Origin of the sequence: Kineococcus sp. G2, assembly GCF_037154035.1 — a bacterium.
Taxonomy (GTDB): Bacteria; Actinomycetota; Actinomycetes; order Actinomycetales; family Kineococcaceae; genus Kineococcus.
On sequence record NZ_JBBBEM010000068.1, the window covers coordinates 73,439 to 89,625 of the forward strand.

Here is a 16,187-nt window from a genome sequence, read left to right on the forward strand (position 1 = left end):
GTCTCACACCTCCCGGTCCGTCGCCGGCACCGAGGTCACCAGCCGTTCCAGGTCCTCGGCGCCCAGCAGGTCCACCGGCCGCACCGTCTCGCCGGTGGAGGCGTGGAAGAACGCCGCGCTGACGTCCTCCAGCGGCACACCGCGCCAGCGCGACCACGCCAGCCGGTACACCGCCAGCTGCACGTCCCGGGCGCGCGCCGCCGGACCCACCGGGGGGCGGCCCGTCTTCCAGTCCACGACGTCCCAGCGCTCGCGCCCGTCGGGGCCGGTGGTGCGGAAGACGGCGTCGATGCGCCCGCGCACGGCGATGCCGGCCACCGGCGTCTCCACGGAGACCTCCACCGCCACCGGGTCCCGCCCGGCCCACTCGCTGGCCAGGTAGTTGCGCTGCAGGGCCTGGAGCTCGCGGTCGTCGGCGGCGTCCTCGTCGGCGGCCCCCGGCAGGTCCTCCAGGTCCAGCAGGGAGCCGGCGGTGAAGCGCTGCTCCAGCCAGGCGTGGAAGGCGGTGCCGCGGCGGGTGGCCGGGCGCGGCGGCTGCGGCACGGGGCGGCGCAGCTGCAGCGCCAGGGCGTCGCGGTCCTGCGCCAGCGCCACGAGCCGGGAGGCCGACAGGTGCACCGGCAGGAGCACACCGCCGGCGGTGCCCGCGGCGGCGCGCTCGGACAGCAGCAGCTCGGCCTGCTGCGCCCAGCTCGCCGCCTCCTCGTCGGGGGCGGGCACGGGGGCGGCCGGGCGCCCGGCGGCCTCGCGCACCGCCCGCGCTCCCGCGTCGACGTCGGCGCGGCGCGCCGCCAGCGGGTCCACGGGCCACACCACCCGCTGCGGCGTCGCGGTGCGGGGGTTCTCCTCGCCCTCGGCCGGCGGAGGCGACGGCGGCAGGCTCACCAGACCCGGCAGGTCCGGCTCCTGGAGCACCTCGAGCAGGAACCTGGACGGCTGCCGCGGCTTGGTCGCGTCGTCCCAGTGCGCACCGCTGAGCAGCAGCTCCTCCTTGGCGCGGGTGAACGCCACGTACGCCAGGCGCCGCTCCTCGTCCATCTCGTGCTGCCCGCAGGCCTCGCGGAAGCGCTCGCGCTCGGCGTTCAGCTCCTTCTGCGTGCCCACGCCGTCCAGGTCGAGGACCGGCAGGTGCGCGTGGTCGCCGCGCAGCGGGTACGGCAGCACGCCCAGCCCGCTCAGCCAGCCGGAGGAGGTCTCCCCACCGGCGGGGAAGACACCCTCCACCAGGCCGGGCACCGCCACCACGTCCCACTCCAGGCCCTTGCTGGCGTGCACGGTGAGCAGCTGCACCGCGTCGGAGGAGACGTCCACCGCACCCGGCTCCAGGCCCCGCTCGCGGGCCTCCGCGGCGTCCAGCCAGGACAGGAACCCGCCCAGGCCGGGGCGCTGCGCGCTCACGGAGAACGACGAGGCCGCGTCGGCGAGCGCGTCGAGGTTCGCCCGCTCGGAGGCCGGGGAGCTGCCGGGACGGGCGGCGACCTCCACGTCCAGCAGCAGGGCGCGCTCCACCTCGCCCACCAGCTCCGGCACGGGCACGTGGGTGCGGGCGCGCAGGTGGCGCAGCACCGCCGCCAGCCGGCTCAGCCGGGCGTGCGCGCGCGGGGACAGCCCCCGCCCGCCGGACCCGCGCCACGACGGCGGCGGCAGCTCGTCGAGGGCCTCGACGAGGCTGGCGTCCTCCACCTCGTCGGGCAGCACCACCGCCTGGTCACCGCCCTCCCCGGCCCCTGCCGGGGTGGGCTCGTCCTCGCCGGCGCGGCCGCTGCGCACCCGCTGCAGGTGCCGGGCCCACTCCCCCAGGGCCGCGAGGTCGCGCGGTCCCAGCCGCCAGCGGGCACCCGTCAGCAGCCGGGCGAGGTGGTCCCCCCGGCCGGGGTCGTGCAGCACGTGCAGGGTCGCGACGACGTCGACGACCTCCGGCGTGGACAGCAGCCCGCCCAGGCCGACGACCTGCACCGGCAGGCCGGCCTCGCGCAGCGCCCGCTGCAGCACGGTGAACTGGCTGCGCTTGCGGCACAGCACCGCGGCGGTGCGCCGTGGGCGCGGTGAGGCCCCCGGCACCCTCCGCTCGGCGGCGAGGCGCTCGGAGTCGGCGCGCCACACCTCCGCCAGCCGCGCGGCCACCTCGGCGGCCTCCTCCTCGACGGTGGCCGCGAACGCGGTGCGCACCCGGCCCGTGCCGGCCCCCGGGCGCGGGCGCAACCGCACGACGGACGCGCCCGGCCCGGTCCCGGCCGACAGCGGTGCCGCCACGACGTTCGCGGCGGCGAGCACCGCCCGGTCGTTGCGCCAGCTCGTCGCCAGCGGCGCCACCCGCGCCGGGGTGCCGTCGGCGCGGCGGAAGTGCGCCGGGAAGCTGGCGAGGTTGCCGGCGCTGGCGCCGCGCCAGCCGTAGATCGACTGGTGCGGGTCCCCCACGGCCGTCACCGGGTGGGCGTCGCCGTACAACGCCCGCAGCAGCGCCAGCTGGGCGTAGCTGGTGTCCTGGTACTCGTCGAGCAGCACCACGCGGTGCGCGGCGCGCTCGGTGGCCGCCACGGCCGGCACCTCGCGGGCCAGGCGGGCGGCCAGCAGCACCTGGTCGCCGAAGTCGAGCTGCTCGGCGTCGCGCTTGCGGCGGGCGTGCTCGCGCAGCAGCGGCACCAGCGAGCGCCGGGCCCGCTGCACCGCGAGGACCTTCCTCACCTCGGCGTACGGCTCCCCCGGCACGTGGGCGCCCAGCTTCGCGACCGCCTTGTCGTCCTTGGGCAGCGCGCGCACGCGCACCTCGAACTCCTCGACGAAGCGCTCCAGGGCGCCCGGGTCCACCAGGTGCTCGGCGCACTCCCCGGACAGCGCGACCAGCGCCTCGACGACGGTGGACGGCGCCACCTCCACGCCGGGCAGGTCGCCGCGCCAGGTCTCCACGACCTCCGCGGCCAGCTGCCAGGCGCCCGCCTCGGACAGCACCGTGGACTGCGGTTCGACGCCCAGGCGCAGGCCGTGGTCGGTCACCAGCGAGGCGGCGTAGGCGTGGTAGGTGGAGATCACCGGCTCGCCGTCGCCGAGGCCGTCGCCGGCGGCCGGGCCACCCAGGCCCCGCGCCCGCAGCGCCCGCAGGCGCTTGCGGACCCGCTCGGAGAGCTCCCCGGCGGCCTTGCGGGTGAAGGTCAGTCCCAGCACCTGCTCGGGCGCGACGAGGCCGTTGGCGACCAGCCACACCACCCGCGAGGACATCGTCTCGGTCTTGCCGGAGCCGGCGCCGGCCACCACGAGCAGCGGCTCGACGGGGGCCTCGATGACGGCGACCTGCTCGGGCGTGGGCCGCGGGCGGCCCAGCCGCTCGGCGATCTCCTCGGCGCTCAGCCGGGGTGCGGGGGCGCTCGCCGCGCCGGGTGCCGCGGTGGTGCTCGTCACCGTCCGTCCTCCTCGCACACGCTGCGACCGGCGTCCTGGGCGGGGCAGCTGCTGCGCACCGGGCACGACGAGCAGTGCGGCCCGACGACCGCCTCGAACACCGGTGCGGCCATCCCCTCGGCGGCGCGGGCCACGAGGTCGGCCGCCCAGCGCGGGTCCTCGTCGGCGCCCAGCGCCTCCTGACGCTGCACCGCGACCTTCTTGTGGCTGCTGCCCAGCTGCACGAGCACCGCCCCGCCGCTGCCGGCGGCGTGCGGGGCGAAGGCGCCCTCGTCGGCGACCAGCTGGTAGACGCCCAGCTGCGGGTGGCGGGCCAGCTCCGCCCCCGACGGCGGGGTGCGGCCCGTCTTCAGGTCGACCACGACCGCGCGGCCGTCGGCGTCGACCTCCAGGCGGTCCACGCGGCCACGCACCCGCGCCCGGCCCACCGCCACGTCGACGTCCTGCTCGACGGCGACGAGGACGCGCCCCTCGGCCCGCGCGAGGCGGTGGTACTCGGCGAGCTTGAGCAGCATCTCGTCGGCCCGGGCGCGCAGCCGGGAGGTGACCCAGCCGTCGGGCAGCCCCAGCGTCGGCCACAGCACCGCCAGGCGGTGCTGCAGCTCGGCGGCGTCGGCGTCCGGAGCCTCGGCGGCGATGCGGTGCACGAGGGTGCCCAGCGACTGCACGCCCGTGTCGCCGGGGCGGGCGCCGGAGCTGTCCAGCAGCCAGCGCAGGCCGCAGCGCTCGAACGACTCCACGCGCGAGGGCGAGACGGGCACCTCCTCGCCGTCCTCGCGCAGCGCGCCGTCGTCGGTCAGCTCCTCCGCGCCGTACCAGTCGGCCGGGTCGGCACCGGGCACGCCGGCGGCGGCCAGCTGCGCCAGGTGGGCGGCGGCGGCCTCCCGGCGGGCGGGCGGCTCGGCACCCCGGGGGGCGCACACGACCTGCCGCAGCCGCGCGACCAGCGCCGGCAGCGACACCGGCCGCGGCACCTGCGCCAGCGGGCGCTCGCCCTCCTCGTCCAGCTCCTCCTGCGCGCCCCCCGCGCCGTCGAGGGGGCGGGCGGCGGCCTCGACGAGGTCCACGAACGCCGAGGGGCGCTCGTCCTCGGCGCGCACCGCGGTGACGACCAGCTCGTCGCGGGCGCGGGAGACGGCGACGTGGAACAGGCGCAGCTCGTCCTCCAGCACGGCGCGCCGCGCCCCCGGCCCGTCGGCGTCGCGGCCCTCGACGACGTCCACGAGCGCCTGCGCGCCCAGCACGGACCCGCGCAGGCGCAGGTCCGGCCACACGCCCTCCTGCACGCCGGCGACGACGACGAGGTCCCACTCGCGGCCCACCGCCCCCTGCGGGGTGGTCAGCGTGACGGCGCCGGTGTCGGGGGCGCGATCGGCCAGGGTGTCCTCCGGGACCTCCGCGGAGCGCATCTGGTCGAGGAAGCGCCCGGCGCCGCCGGCACCGGGGAAGCGGTCGACGAAGCGGCCGGCGGCCTCGAACAGGGCGAGGACGGCGTCCAGGTCGCGGTCGGCGCGGGCGGCGTCGGAGCGCGAGGACGCCCCGCGGGCCAGCGCGGTGCGCTGCCAGCGCGGGCCCAGGCCGGACGCCTCCCACAGCGCCCACAGCACGCGCTCGGCGTCGGCGTCCTCCTCCAGGGCTGCGGCGCGACCGGCCTGGAGCACGGCGGCCAGCCGCTCGGCCGGGCGCAGGGCGTCGTCGTCGCCGGCCAGCAGCGCCACGTCGGCCGCGGCGGGGTCGTCGGCGCCGACCGCGCCGGCGAGCACCCCGGCGAGCGCCGAGGCGAGCACGGCGTCGCTGCTGCGGCCGCCGCCGGCGGCGAGCTCGGCGCGGCGCAGGCACTGCCGCAGCCGGCGCAGCGCCACCACGTCGGCCCCGCCCAGGGGGGAGGTGACGAGCTCGCGAGCCACCTCGGCGGTGAACGTCGCCGGGCGCAGCACCGCCTCCAGCGCCGTCAGCAGGGGGCGCACGGCCGGCTCGTCGCGCACCGGCACCTCCGCCTGCGGCACCGCCAGCGGCACCCCGGCGGCCACCAGGCCGCGGCGCAGGGTCGCGGTGTGCCCGGCCGAGCGCACGACCACGGCCATCGCCGACCACGGCACCCGCTCCAGCAGGTGCCGGCGGCGCAGCCGCTGGGCGATCCAGGCCGCCTCCTGGGTGGGCGAGCCCAGCACTGCCACCTCCACCCCGCCGGGCACGGGCCCGGCGCCGGGCTCGCGGCCCGCCGTCGCCGCCCGCTGGGGGGCGCGGCCCAGGGCGCCGACGCGCGCGGCGACGGCGGAGGTCACCGCGCGCACCACCGGCTGCTGCCGGTGCACGGTGCCGAGCACGACGGTGGGCGCCGGGCCGCCGTCGGCGGCGCGGAAGCGGTCCGCCAGGGACGAGGCCGAGCGGGCGTCGGCGCCGCGGAAGCCCTGCGTGACGGAGTCGGGGTCGGTGACCAGCAGCAGGTCGCGGCCGCCGCCGGCGACGGCCTCGACCAGGCGCAGGCCCGCCTCGGACAGCTCGTGGGCGTCGTCGACGGCGACCAGCTGCCACCGGTCGCGCTCGGCCGCCAGCGACGCGGGCGAGCTCAGCAGCTGCGCGACGGCCTCGTCCACCACCCCCGCGGGGTCGTAGGCGTTGGCGCGGGCGGGGTCGAAGGTGGTCACGCCCACGTACTCGTCGAGCACGGAGGCCGCCGCCACCCACTCCGGGCGCCCGTGCCGGGCGCCGAGGTCGGCGAGGTCCCGCGGGCCCAGGCCGCGCTCGACGGCGCGCATCAGCAGGTCGCGCAGCTCGTTGCGGAAGCTGCGCAGCCCCCACGCCTCGCGCGGCACGTCCGAGGGCCAGTCGGGGGCCCGCACCGCACCGCGGCCGGCGGCCAGCAGGGCGTGCTCGAACGTCTCGGCCACCTCGTCGCCTCCGGTGGCGGTGGCCTCGAGGTGCCCCTGGAGCAGCTCGGCGAGGATGGAGTCCTGCTCGGCGCCGGAGATCAGGCGCGGCGGCGGATCCCCGCGCAGCACGTGCACCGCGCGCAGCAGCCCGAACGCGTACGACTGCGGCGTGCGGGCCGCCGGCTGGCCCAGCGTGCGCCGCAGCGCCAGGGACAGCTCGTCGCGCAGGGCACCGGCCTCCCGGCGGCTGGGCGCCAGCACCAGCACCCGGTCGGGAGCCACGCCGTCGCGCTCGACGCGGGCGGCGACGAGGGCGCGCAGCGTGGTGCTGCGGCCCGTGCCGGGCGCGCCGCGCAGCACCACCGGGCCGCTGCCGGCCCGGGTGCCGACGACGGCGCGCTGCGTGGCGTCGAGCTCGGGGTGCAGCAGGCCCTCGCGCGGCTCGCGCCGCAGCAGCGGCACCACCGCGGGACGCCGCGCGCCCTGCCCGCCGGCCCCCTGCCCACCGGACCCGCCCCACCCGCCGGGCGAGACGCCCGCACCCTCCGTCAGCACGTCCGACATGCCACCACACGCCTCCGACACGCTCCCCCGGCTCGGGGCGGGCGAGGGGGTGCCGTCACGGCCCACCGGAGCCGGCCGCGTCCCAGCCGGCCGCGTCCCAGCCGGCCGCGTCCCAGCCGGCCGCGTCCCAGCCGGCCGCGTCCCAGCGGGCCGCGGCCAGGTCCACCCGCACCCGCACCGGGTCGGCGTCGTCGCGGCGCAGCGGTGTGCCCTCCGCGCGCCAGCGCTGCACCGCGCGCGGCGCCAGCGGCGGCGCCGCGCTCCCGTCGGCGCGCAGCACCCGCCACCACGGCACGTGCGAGCCGAACCGGCGCAGCACGTTCCCCGCGAAGCGCGGCCCCCGGTCGCCGACGAGCTCACCGACGTCCCCGTACGTGAGGACCCGCCCGGCCGGGATCGCCTCGACGACCTCCAGCACCTCCTCCGCGCGCTCGGGCAGGGCCAGCGGGTCGCGGCGCTCCGCGGGCGGTGTCACGGGCGCTGTCAGGGGTTCGGCCAGGGGTTGGGCAGGGCCCCGTCCAGGCCCTTGGTCTGCTGCATCATCACCGGCGCGAGGCGCCCGGGGCCGGGGTTGGGGTCGTGCCCGTGGCCCAGGAGGTGCCCCACCTCGTGGTTGACGAGGTACTGGCGGTAGCCGGTGCGGTCCTCGCCGTAGTCGGCGATGGCCTCCACCCACCGGTACCAGGTGAGCACGGCGGAGTCCCCGACGCGGCAGGACAGCGTGCCCATCGTCCGCAGCGGCCGGCACAGCGCGGCGGAGGTGTCCGGGGTGGCGAGCACCAGCCGCAGCTCCGCGTCGCCGTCGGTGCGCTCGAAGCTCGTCGCCCCGCCGGCGCCCCAGCCCCGCGGGTCGTTGAGGACCCCGAGGGCGAAGTCCGCGAAGCGCACCGGGTCGACCAGGCCGGCGGCCGCGAGGTCGTGCTCGACCTCCACGCGCAGGGTGCGCACGCGCGCCGACGGCGGCGCCGGCACCGCGCCGGGCACCACGTCCAGCACACCGCCGCCGCTCTGCGGCACCTGCCGCTGCAGCACACCGGCGGCGAGGTCGGCCTCCGTCAGGCCGGGTGGGAGCGTGGGCGTCGGGGTGGGCGTCGGCGTCGGGGTGGGCGTCGGGGCGGGAGCGGGCGGGGCCGGGGAGGTGGCCGCGCCGGCGGGGCCGCGGGCGGCGCCGCCGGGACCGCTGCACCCGGCCCCCGCGAGCGCGGCGGCCCCGGCCAGCAGCAGGCCCCGGCGGGTCGGGGGACGTCGGGCAGCGGGGAGGCGTCCGGCACTCACGCCCCCAGCGTGCCACCCGCGGGGGCGCGCCGTCCGCTGGCGGCGAACTCGGCCCGCCGACGCGGCCCCGTGCGCGCGGGCCGACTAGCCTCGCGGGACGACCGCACCCCCGAGCACGGGCGGTGCCGGCCCGATCGACGACCCGGGAGGGACAGCGGTGGAGGTTCGGATCGGCGTGCAGAACGTGGCGCGCGAGCTGGTGTTCGAGTCGGCCCAGAGCGCTGAGGAGATCTCGGCGGCGGTGTCCGCGGCCCTCGGCGGGGGCAGCGTCCTGCAGCTGAAGGACGAGAAGGGCCGCACGGTCGTGGTGCCCGCCGCGTCGCTCGGCTACGTGGACATCGGCGCCTCGGAGGTGCGCAAGGTCGGCTTCGGCCTGTCCTGACCACACCCGCGGGAGCACCCGCGGGGCCCGCGCGACGCGGCGGGCGCGCACGGTCGCGCGCCCGCCGCGTCGTCGTCGGTGGCCGACGGTTACCATGTCGGTGTTCAGGGTTGCCCGGTCGTCAGTCGCGATCGGCTGCCGACGACCGCGACGCGGCCGCGCACCGCAGGACGGGCCCGCGACGGGACGCCGACGAACCTCTCGGCCAGTCCTCCCGCGGAGCGCCCGGTGCCCGGGCCGCCGCCCCCGCACGGGAGACGCATGACCGACGCACCGGGGTCCACCACGACCCCCGAGACCACCACCGAGAGCACCACCGAGAGCACCGCGCCCGTCAAGGGCTTCGCCGACTTCGGCGTCGACGAGCGCATCGTGCGCGCCCTGACCGGCGCCGGCATCACCGCCCCGTTCCCCATCCAGGCGATGACGCTGCCCGTGGCGCTGTCCGGGCACGACATCATCGGCCAGGCCAAGACCGGCACGGGCAAGACCCTCGGCTTCGGCGTGCCGCTGCTGCAGCGCACCGCCGTGCCGGGCGACGCGGCCTACGACGCGCTGCCGGCCCCCGGCAAGCCGCAGGCCCTGGTCATCGTGCCCACGCGCGAGCTCGCCGGGCAGGTCGCCGGCGACCTCACCACCGCCAGCCGCGTGCGCGGGACCCGCATCCTGACCGTGTACGGCGGCCGCGCCTACGAACCGCAGATCGAGGCCCTCGCGAAGGGCGTCGACGTCGTCGTCGGCACCCCCGGCCGCCTGCTGGACCTGGCCCAGCAGAAGCACCTGGACCTCTCGCACGTGACGAGCGTGGTCCTCGACGAGGCCGACGAGATGCTCGACCTGGGCTTCCTGCCCGACGTGGAGCGCCTCCTGGCGCAGACCTCCCCGGCCCGGCAGACGATGCTCTTCTCCGCGACCATGCCCGGCGCGGTGGTGGCCCTGGCGCGCTCGTACATGCGCCAGCCCACGCACATCCGCGCGGTGGACCCCACCGACGACGGCGCGACCGTCGCCGCGATCACCCAGTTCGCGTACCGCACGCACGCCATGGACAAGGTCGAGGTCCTCGCGCGCATGCTGCAGGCGGAGGGCCGCGGGCTCACCATCGTCTTCAGCCGCACCAAGCGCACCGCCGCGTCGGTGGCGGAGCAGCTGACCGAGCGGGGCTTCGCCGCCGCCAGCATCCACGGCGACCTCGGCCAGGGCGCGCGCGAGCAGGCGCTGCGGGCGTTCCGCTCCGGCAAGGTGGACGTGCTGGTCGCCACCGACGTCGCCGCGCGCGGCATCGACGTCGAGGACGTCACGCACGTCGTGAACTACCAGTGCCCCGAGGACGAGAAGACCTACCTGCACCGCATCGGCCGCACCGGGCGCGCCGGCAACACCGGCATCGCGGTGACGTTCGTCGACTGGGACGACCTGCACCGCTGGGCGCTGGTGGACAAGGCCCTCGGCCTGGGCTTCGGGGAGCCGGTGGAGACGTACTCCACGTCCCCGCACCTGTTCGAGGACCTCGGCATCCCGGCGGGCACGACGGGGCGCCTGCCGCGCACCCAGCGCACCCGCGCGGGCCTGGAGGCCGAGCAGGTCGAGGACCTCGGCGAGGTCGGCGCGGCCAAGGGCCGCCGCCCGCGCCGGGGCGGGACCGACGGTGCGGACCGCGCGCGCCGCGACGCGGCGGACGAGGGCGCGGCCACGACCACGACCACGGCCACGACCACGACCGCGGAGGAGCCCCGCGGCGAGCGCTCCGGGCGCCAGCGCCGGCGCACCCGCCGGGGGGCGGACGCCGGCACGCCGGCCACGCAGGGCCCCGACGGGCAGAGCACCGGCGAGCGGGCCGAGGCGTCCGGTGAGGCGCCGCAGGCCTCCTCCACGGCCGCGGAGGGCGCCCCCCGCCGGCGGCGCCGCACGCGCAGCCGCTCGACCGCGACCGCCGAGCAGAGCGCGGCACCGGCCGCCGGCACCGACTGACGCTCGAGCTGCGATCACGGCCCCGGCCCCGCAGGGTGGGGTCGTGCCCGCACGCTCCACGACGTCCCACCCCGGGGCCGAGGCCCGGCCCGCGGGGGTGTCCGCGTCCCTGCACCGGGGCTCCGTCCTGGAGGTGGCGCTGCTGTCGGCGGGGCTGGTGGAGGAGCTGCACCCGCTGCTGCGGCAGCTGAGCGCCCGCGATCCGCGGCCGCGCTGGCAGCGCGCCGCCGCGGGTGCGGCGCTGCTGCGGGCGGCGGCCACGGACCCGTGCCGGGCGATGGCCCTGGCGGCGCGCGAGCGGGCCGTGGACGGCGACGTGCACGTGCGCGCGGACGGCGCGGACCCCGACACGCTCGCGCTGCGGCACGCGCTGCGGGTCTCCTCGGTGCTCACCGCGGCCGGGGCGGCCGGCCGGGCGCCGGGTGCTGCGGACGCCGAGCGGTACGTGCGCGAGCAGCTCGCCAGCGCCGTGCTGCTGGGGGCGGAACCGGACGACCTGCCGGGCGGGCGCGACGAGGTGGACGCCGACGTGGAGCGCGTGCGCCGCGACGCCACCGGCGGGGCGGGGGCGGCCGGGGGTCTGGCCGTCGTCCCGGGCGCGACCCCGCCCGCGAGCCGGCCGGTGCGGCGCGGGCGGGTGCCGCTGCCGGACGTGCTGGACGGCCCCGGGGCGTGGGCGCGCGCCGGTGAGCTGGCGGGTGCGCTGCTGCCCGGCTGGGCGCGCGAGCTGTTCACCCCCTCCCCCGCCGGCCCGGACGGCGAGGAGCTGCGCGAGGCGCTGCTGCGGCTGCCCCCGCTGGAGGCCGCCGAGGGGGTCAGGCCTCGCCGGTGACGAAGGCGCGCACGGCGTCGGCGACCAGCTGCACGGCGATGGCGGACAGCAGCAGACCGGCCACCCGGGTCACGAGCAGCACGCCGGAGTCGCCGAGGACGCGGTGCACCAGCCCGGCGAAGCGCATCGCCAGGTAGAGGGTGATGTGCACGGCGACCACGCCGGCGGCGATGGCGAGGTGGTCGTCCCAGCCGCGGGACTGCTGCACGTAGACCATGGTGGCGACGATGGCGCCGGGCCCGGCCAGCAGCGGCGTGCCCAGCGGCACGAGCGCCACGTTGACGCCGACCGTGGAGGTCGGCTCGTCGCCCTTGCCGGTGAGCAGCTCCAGCGCGATGAGCAGCAGCAGCAGGCCCCCGGCGGCCTGCAGCGCTGGCAGGCTGATGTGCAGGTAGTCGAGGATGCGCTGGCCGAAGAGCGCGAAGGCGACGATGACGCCGAAGGCCACGAGCACGGCCTGGCGCGCCGCGCGGGAGCGTTCCGCGACGGTGAACGGGGCGGTGAGGCCGAGGAAGATCGGCACGGTCCCGAGCGGGTCCATGATGACGAAGAGGGTGACGAAGGTCTCCCCGAACAGCTGCCAGTTCACGCGGGGCGGACCTCGCGCCCCGTGCTCGCAGGCGCACCGCCGCCGGTGCCGGCCCGGGTGCGCAGCTGCTCCAGCACCTCCGGGTCGGTGGTGTTCTCGCCGAGGAGGTTGCGCTTGCCGGTGCCGTGGTAGTCGCTGGAGCCGGTGACCAGCAGGTCCAGGGAGCGGGCGAGGTCGCGCAGGTGGCGGCGCTCGGCGTCGCTGTGGTCGCGGTGGTCGACCTCCAGCCCGGCCAGCCCCGACTCGGCCATCGCCTCGACCTCGGCGTCGCCGACGCAGCTGCCGCGCTTGGAGGCCGCCGGGTGCGCCAGGACGGGCACGCCGCCGGCGGCGCGCACGAGCGCGATCGCCTCGAGCGGGTCGGGGGCGGTGTGCGGGACGAAGTAGGGGCTGCGCCCGGACAGCAGCGTGGCGAAGGCCTCGTCGCGGTCGCCGACGACCCCGGCGGCGACCAGGGCGTCGGCGATGTGCGGCCGGCCGATGGTGGCCTGGCCGTGCACGTGCGCGAGCACGTCGTCCCAGTGCAGGCCGGTGTCGGCGCTCAGCCGCTCGACCATGCGGCGGGCGCGGGTGCGCCGGGAGGTGCGCGAGGCGTCGAGCATGCCCTCCAGGGCGGCGTCGGCGGGGTCGTGCCAGTACGAGAGCAGGTGCACGGAGACGCCGCGCAGGAGGCAGCTGACCTCCATGCCGGGGACGACACGCACGCCCAGCCGCTCACCGGCGGCCAGCGCGTCGGCCCAGCCGCTGGTGGTGTCGTGGTCGGTCAGGGCCACGACGTCCAGGCCGGCCCGGGCTGCGGACTCGACGACCCCGGAGGGTGGTTCGGTGCCGTCGGAGGCGGTGGAGTGCGTGTGCAGGTCGATGCGCACCCCGGGAGCTTAGCCGCCGGGAGCAGGTCACCTCTCCCCACGCTCAGCCACCGGAGGCGGCGGCGCGGGCCGGGTGCTCACACCCAGCACACCCGCGGCGACATCGCCCCGCAGGGCACGTCGGGGACCGGTTCGCGCTCGCGCAGGTCGATCAGCTCGAGGTCCTCCAGCAGGGTCGCGCCCGCGCTCGCCGGCCACAGCAGCGCCCACAGCCACACGCCGCCGGCCTCCCCCACCAGCACCGCGCGGTCGTCGGCGGTGGGCACCGGCCACAGCGGGGCGGTGGCGCCGCCGGCGTGCGGGCGGGCGGCGGGCGGCCCGCTCACCAGTCCCTCGCCGGGGTCGACGTCCTCGCGGCCGGCCAGGTGCGCGCCCAGGCCGGTGCCCGGCTGCTCGGCGACGAGCAGCAGCTCGGCCACGGGAGGCCCGCCGGGCGCGCCGCGGTGCGGGCCGCTGACGGCGACCACCACCGCCTGCGCGTCGCGCCGGTCGTCGCGCACGCACCGGGTGCCGGTCAGCAGCCACCCGTCCGGCAGGGGCCACGGCAGCCACACGGGCACCTCGGAGTGCCGGGCGACCCACTCCAGGTGGGCCGCGTCCGCCGGGCACGCCGGCTGCAGGGGGACGACCTCGCCGTGGACGGCGCAGGTCGCCGAGGAGTGCCAGATGCTGGGAGCCCGCACCGCGTCGTCGCAGCGGGGGCACCTCGCCGTGCCGCTCATGCCTCACCGTCCTACGCCCGTCGCACGCCGTCAACCCAGCCATCACTGCGGGTGACCGGACGTGCGGCTCCCGCCCGGGCGGCGGGAGGTGGGAACGGGACAGTCGCAGCGGTGGAGGGGGATGATGGGGGCGTGAGCGCCGCGACCCAGTCGACCACCACCCCGCCCACCGCCCCGGGGACGGCCCCCGACGACGCGGAGCAGCCCGTGGAGGCGCTGCTCGACGCGCAGCACCCCGAGGGCGCAGACCCCGCACCGGACTCCGAGGACGCGAAGTCCCACCGCACGCTGCCGCGCTCGGCCGCCTTCCGCCGGTTCATCGCCCAGGGCTGGGGCCCGCGCCCGGCCGAGGACACCGCTGCCGCCCCGTCCGCGCCCTTCGCCGCGCGCCGTCGCGAGGTGCTGTCCTCGCTGTTCCCCGGCGAGGTGCTCGTCGTGCCCGCCGGGCCGCTCGTGCGCCGCTCCAACGACTGCGACTACCGCTACCGGCCGCACTCGGCGTTCGCCCACCTCACCGGCCTGGGCACCGACCGCGAGGCCGACGCCGTCCTCGTGCTGCACCCGCGCGGCGAGGGCCACGAGGCCGTGCTGTACCTGCGCCCGCAGGGCAGCCGCGACTCCGAGGAGTTCTACGCGAACGCCCGCTACGGCGAGCTGTGGGTGGGCCCGCGCCCGAGCCTGGCCGCGCAGGAGGCCGTCACCGGCCTGACCTGCCGCGACGTCGCGGTGCTGGCCGAGGAGCTGGGCGCCTCCGTCGCCGACGGCGACACCCGCGGCCTGCGCGTGGTCGACGACGCCGACCCGGCCGTCACCGCCCTGGTGACCCCGCTGCGCACCGGGGAGGCGGAGCAGGTGCGCGCCGCCGACGACGAGCTGGTCACCGCCCTGTCGGAGCTGCGGCTCGTCAAGGACGAGTGGGAGGTGGGCCAGCTGCGCGAGGCGGTCGCCGCCACCGTGCGCGGCTTCGAGGAGGTCGTGCGCGCCCTGCCGCGCGCCGTGGGGCACCCGCGCGGCGAGCGCGTGGTGGAGGCCGCCTTCGACGGCACCGCCCGCGTGGAGGGCAACGGCGTCGGCTACGAGACGATCTCCGCGGCCGGCGACCACGCCTGCACGCTGCACTGGATCCGCAACGACGGTCCCGTGCGCTCCGGGGACCTGCTGCTGCTGGACGCCGGGGTGGAGGCCGACTCCCTCTACACCGCCGACGTGACCCGCACCCTGCCGGTGGACGGCCGCTTCACGGACGCGCAGCGGCGCGTCTACCAGGCCGTGCTGGACGCCGCCGACGCCGCCTTCGCCGTCGCGAGGCCGGGCGTGAGGTTCCGGGAGGTGCACGAGGCCGCCATGCGCGTGATCGCCGACCGGCTCTCCGCGTGGGGGGTGCTGCCGGTGGACGCGGCGACGTCGCTGGAGCCGGAGGGGCAGTACCACCGGCGCTGGATGGCGCACGGCACCAGCCACCACCTGGGCCTGGACGTGCACGACTGCGCCCAGGCGCGCCGGGAGATGTACCTGGACGCCGAGCTGCGCCCGGGCATGGTCTTCACCATCGAGCCGGGCCTGTACGTCAAGGCCGAGGACGAGCTGGCCCCGGCGGAGCTGCGCGGCATCGGAGTGCGCATCGAGGACGACGTCCTGGTCACCGAGGACGGCGTCGAGAACCTCTCGGCGGCGCTGCCGCGCACCCCGGACGAGGTCGAGGCGTGGATGGCCTCGCTGCGCGGCTGACGGCCGCCGCACGACGAGGGGCCCCGTCCGCGGTGCGGACGGGGCCCCTGCCGCTTCGGCGGGTCACTCCTCGGAGCCGGAGCGCTCCTGCTCGCGGGCGCGCTGCTCGGCCTCGCGGCGTGCGCGGCGCTGCTCCTCGACCTTCTGCGCGTAGGTGGGGCCGGACAGGTCCGGCTCGGCGGGCGCCTCCTCGCGCTGCGGCTCCGGCGGCGGGGGCGGCACGGCCGGGCCGGTGCCCGGCTGCGGCGGCGGCATCCAGCCCTGCGGCGCACCACCGCGGGCGGAGGGGTCCGGGGCGCCCCACGGGGCCGGTCCCCCCGCGGCGTGCGAGCCGCGCGAGGACGCCGGGTCCTGCGGCGCCCCCCACGGCCCCGCCTGCGGGCCGGCGCCGCGGCCGAAGCCGTTGGGCAGGCGGGAGAGCACCTGGCGGGCCTGCTCGGACATCTGCGGCATGCACAGCACCAGGTACTCGCCGGCGACGATCTGGCTGGCGGAGGTGAAGTCGCGCCGCCCACCGGTGAGCGCGTAGGAGATGACGGCGAACAGCATGCCGAAGCCGGCACCGATGAGCAGGCCGGTGAGCAGGCCGGCGGTGCCGCCGTTGCCGAAGACCGACAGCATCAGGCCGATGAGCAGGCCGAACCAGGCACCGGAGGCGGCACCGGCACCGGCCGCGCGCCCGTAGGTCAGCCGGCCCGTGACGCGCTCGACCATCTGCAGGTTGTTGCCCACGATCGTGACGTTCTGCACGGGGAAGTGCTCGTCGGAGAGGAAGTCCACCGCTCGCTGCGCCTCGGCGTACGTGGCGTAGCGGCCGATCGCCTCCCCCTGCGGTGGCGTGGGGGCGCCCAGGCGCTGCTGGCCACCCATGGGCCCGAGGTTGGACATGGCGACATCCTCACCGGCTCGACTCGTGCCGCCCGCACCGGGCGGGGGCGGGACCGCCCGGGCCCCTCACCCGGGGACAACGCGCCCGGCGCGGTGAT

General features: G+C 78.3%; 12 protein-coding genes. 4 read left to right on the top strand and 8 right to left on the bottom strand.

Annotated elements, in window-relative coordinates:
* Positions 1 to 3: 3 nt before the first annotated feature.
* From V9U69_RS11245 to V9U69_RS11260, 4 genes are read right to left on the bottom strand one after another with little or no spacing between them, the layout of a single operon-like run.
* A complete protein-coding gene (locus tag V9U69_RS11245) occupies positions 4 to 3,396 on the bottom strand; it encodes an ATP-dependent helicase (RefSeq protein WP_337061904.1) in 3,393 nt (1,130 codons plus the stop codon).
* The gene (locus V9U69_RS11250) at positions 3,393 to 6,833 is read right to left on the bottom strand and encodes an ATP-dependent helicase (protein WP_337061905.1); all 3,441 of its coding nucleotides are present in this window, start codon (positions 6,831 to 6,833) and stop codon (positions 3,393 to 3,395) included. The genes V9U69_RS11245 and V9U69_RS11250 overlap by 4 nt, the downstream gene beginning before the upstream one ends.
* A gap of 55 nt (positions 6,834 to 6,888) precedes the next feature.
* A complete protein-coding gene (locus tag V9U69_RS11255; RefSeq protein WP_337061906.1) occupies positions 6,889 to 7,308 on the bottom strand; it encodes an MGMT family protein in 420 nt (139 codons plus the stop codon).
* An 8-nt stretch (positions 7,309 to 7,316) separates the two neighbouring features.
* On the bottom strand, positions 7,317 to 8,108 hold the full coding sequence (locus V9U69_RS11260) for a DUF3152 domain-containing protein (protein WP_337061907.1): 792 nt from the start codon (positions 8,106 to 8,108) through the stop codon (positions 7,317 to 7,319).
* 157 nt (positions 8,109 to 8,265) lie between these two features.
* On the opposite strand from V9U69_RS11260, the gene V9U69_RS11265 reads away from it, so the two are divergent.
* The 3 genes from V9U69_RS11265 to V9U69_RS11275 all read left to right on the top strand — a co-directional run bounded on the left by V9U69_RS11265 (position 8,266) and on the right by V9U69_RS11275 (position 11,293).
* Positions 8,266 to 8,490 carry a DUF3107 domain-containing protein gene (locus tag V9U69_RS11265; RefSeq protein ID WP_337061908.1) on the top strand — a complete coding sequence of 75 codons (225 nt, stop codon included), beginning with the start codon at positions 8,266 to 8,268 and terminating at the stop codon, positions 8,488 to 8,490.
* A gap of 261 nt (positions 8,491 to 8,751) precedes the next feature.
* Complete coding sequence (locus V9U69_RS11270) at positions 8,752 to 10,461, top strand: DEAD/DEAH box helicase (RefSeq protein WP_337061909.1); 1,710 nt, start codon at positions 8,752 to 8,754, stop codon at positions 10,459 to 10,461.
* 43 nt (positions 10,462 to 10,504) lie between these two features.
* Positions 10,505 to 11,293: an oxygenase MpaB family protein gene (locus V9U69_RS11275; protein ID WP_337061910.1), complete on the top strand. Its 789-nt coding sequence runs from the start codon at positions 10,505 to 10,507 to the stop codon at positions 11,291 to 11,293.
* On the opposite strand, the gene V9U69_RS11280 is transcribed toward V9U69_RS11275, so the two are convergent.
* The 3 genes from V9U69_RS11280 to V9U69_RS11290 all read right to left on the bottom strand — a co-directional run bounded on the left by V9U69_RS11280 (position 11,277) and on the right by V9U69_RS11290 (position 13,473).
* Positions 11,277 to 11,882 (bottom strand): MarC family protein, encoded by a 606-nt coding sequence (locus tag V9U69_RS11280; RefSeq protein WP_337061911.1) that lies wholly within the window; start codon positions 11,880 to 11,882, stop codon positions 11,277 to 11,279. The genes V9U69_RS11275 and V9U69_RS11280 overlap by 17 nt on opposite strands.
* Positions 11,879 to 12,751 (bottom strand): PHP domain-containing protein, encoded by an 873-nt coding sequence (locus V9U69_RS11285; RefSeq protein WP_337061912.1) that lies wholly within the window; start codon positions 12,749 to 12,751, stop codon positions 11,879 to 11,881. The genes V9U69_RS11280 and V9U69_RS11285 overlap by 4 nt, the downstream gene beginning before the upstream one ends.
* 77 nt (positions 12,752 to 12,828) lie before the next feature.
* On the bottom strand, positions 12,829 to 13,473 hold the full coding sequence (locus V9U69_RS11290; protein ID WP_337061913.1) for a DUF6758 family protein: 645 nt from the start codon (positions 13,471 to 13,473) through the stop codon (positions 12,829 to 12,831).
* A 207-nt stretch (positions 13,474 to 13,680) separates the two neighbouring features.
* Here V9U69_RS11290 and V9U69_RS11295 point away from each other — a divergent pair, with 207 nt between their 5' ends.
* Positions 13,681 to 15,201, top strand: coding sequence for an aminopeptidase P family protein (locus tag V9U69_RS11295; protein WP_442907734.1), 1,521 nt, complete (start codon positions 13,681 to 13,683; stop codon positions 15,199 to 15,201).
* A 63-nt stretch (positions 15,202 to 15,264) separates the two neighbouring features.
* On the opposite strand, the gene V9U69_RS11300 is transcribed toward V9U69_RS11295, so the two are convergent.
* Positions 15,265 to 16,089, bottom strand: a complete 825-nt coding sequence (locus V9U69_RS11300) for a general stress protein (protein ID WP_337061915.1) — start codon at positions 16,087 to 16,089, stop codon at positions 15,265 to 15,267.
* Between the last annotated feature and the right edge of the window lie 98 nt (positions 16,090 to 16,187).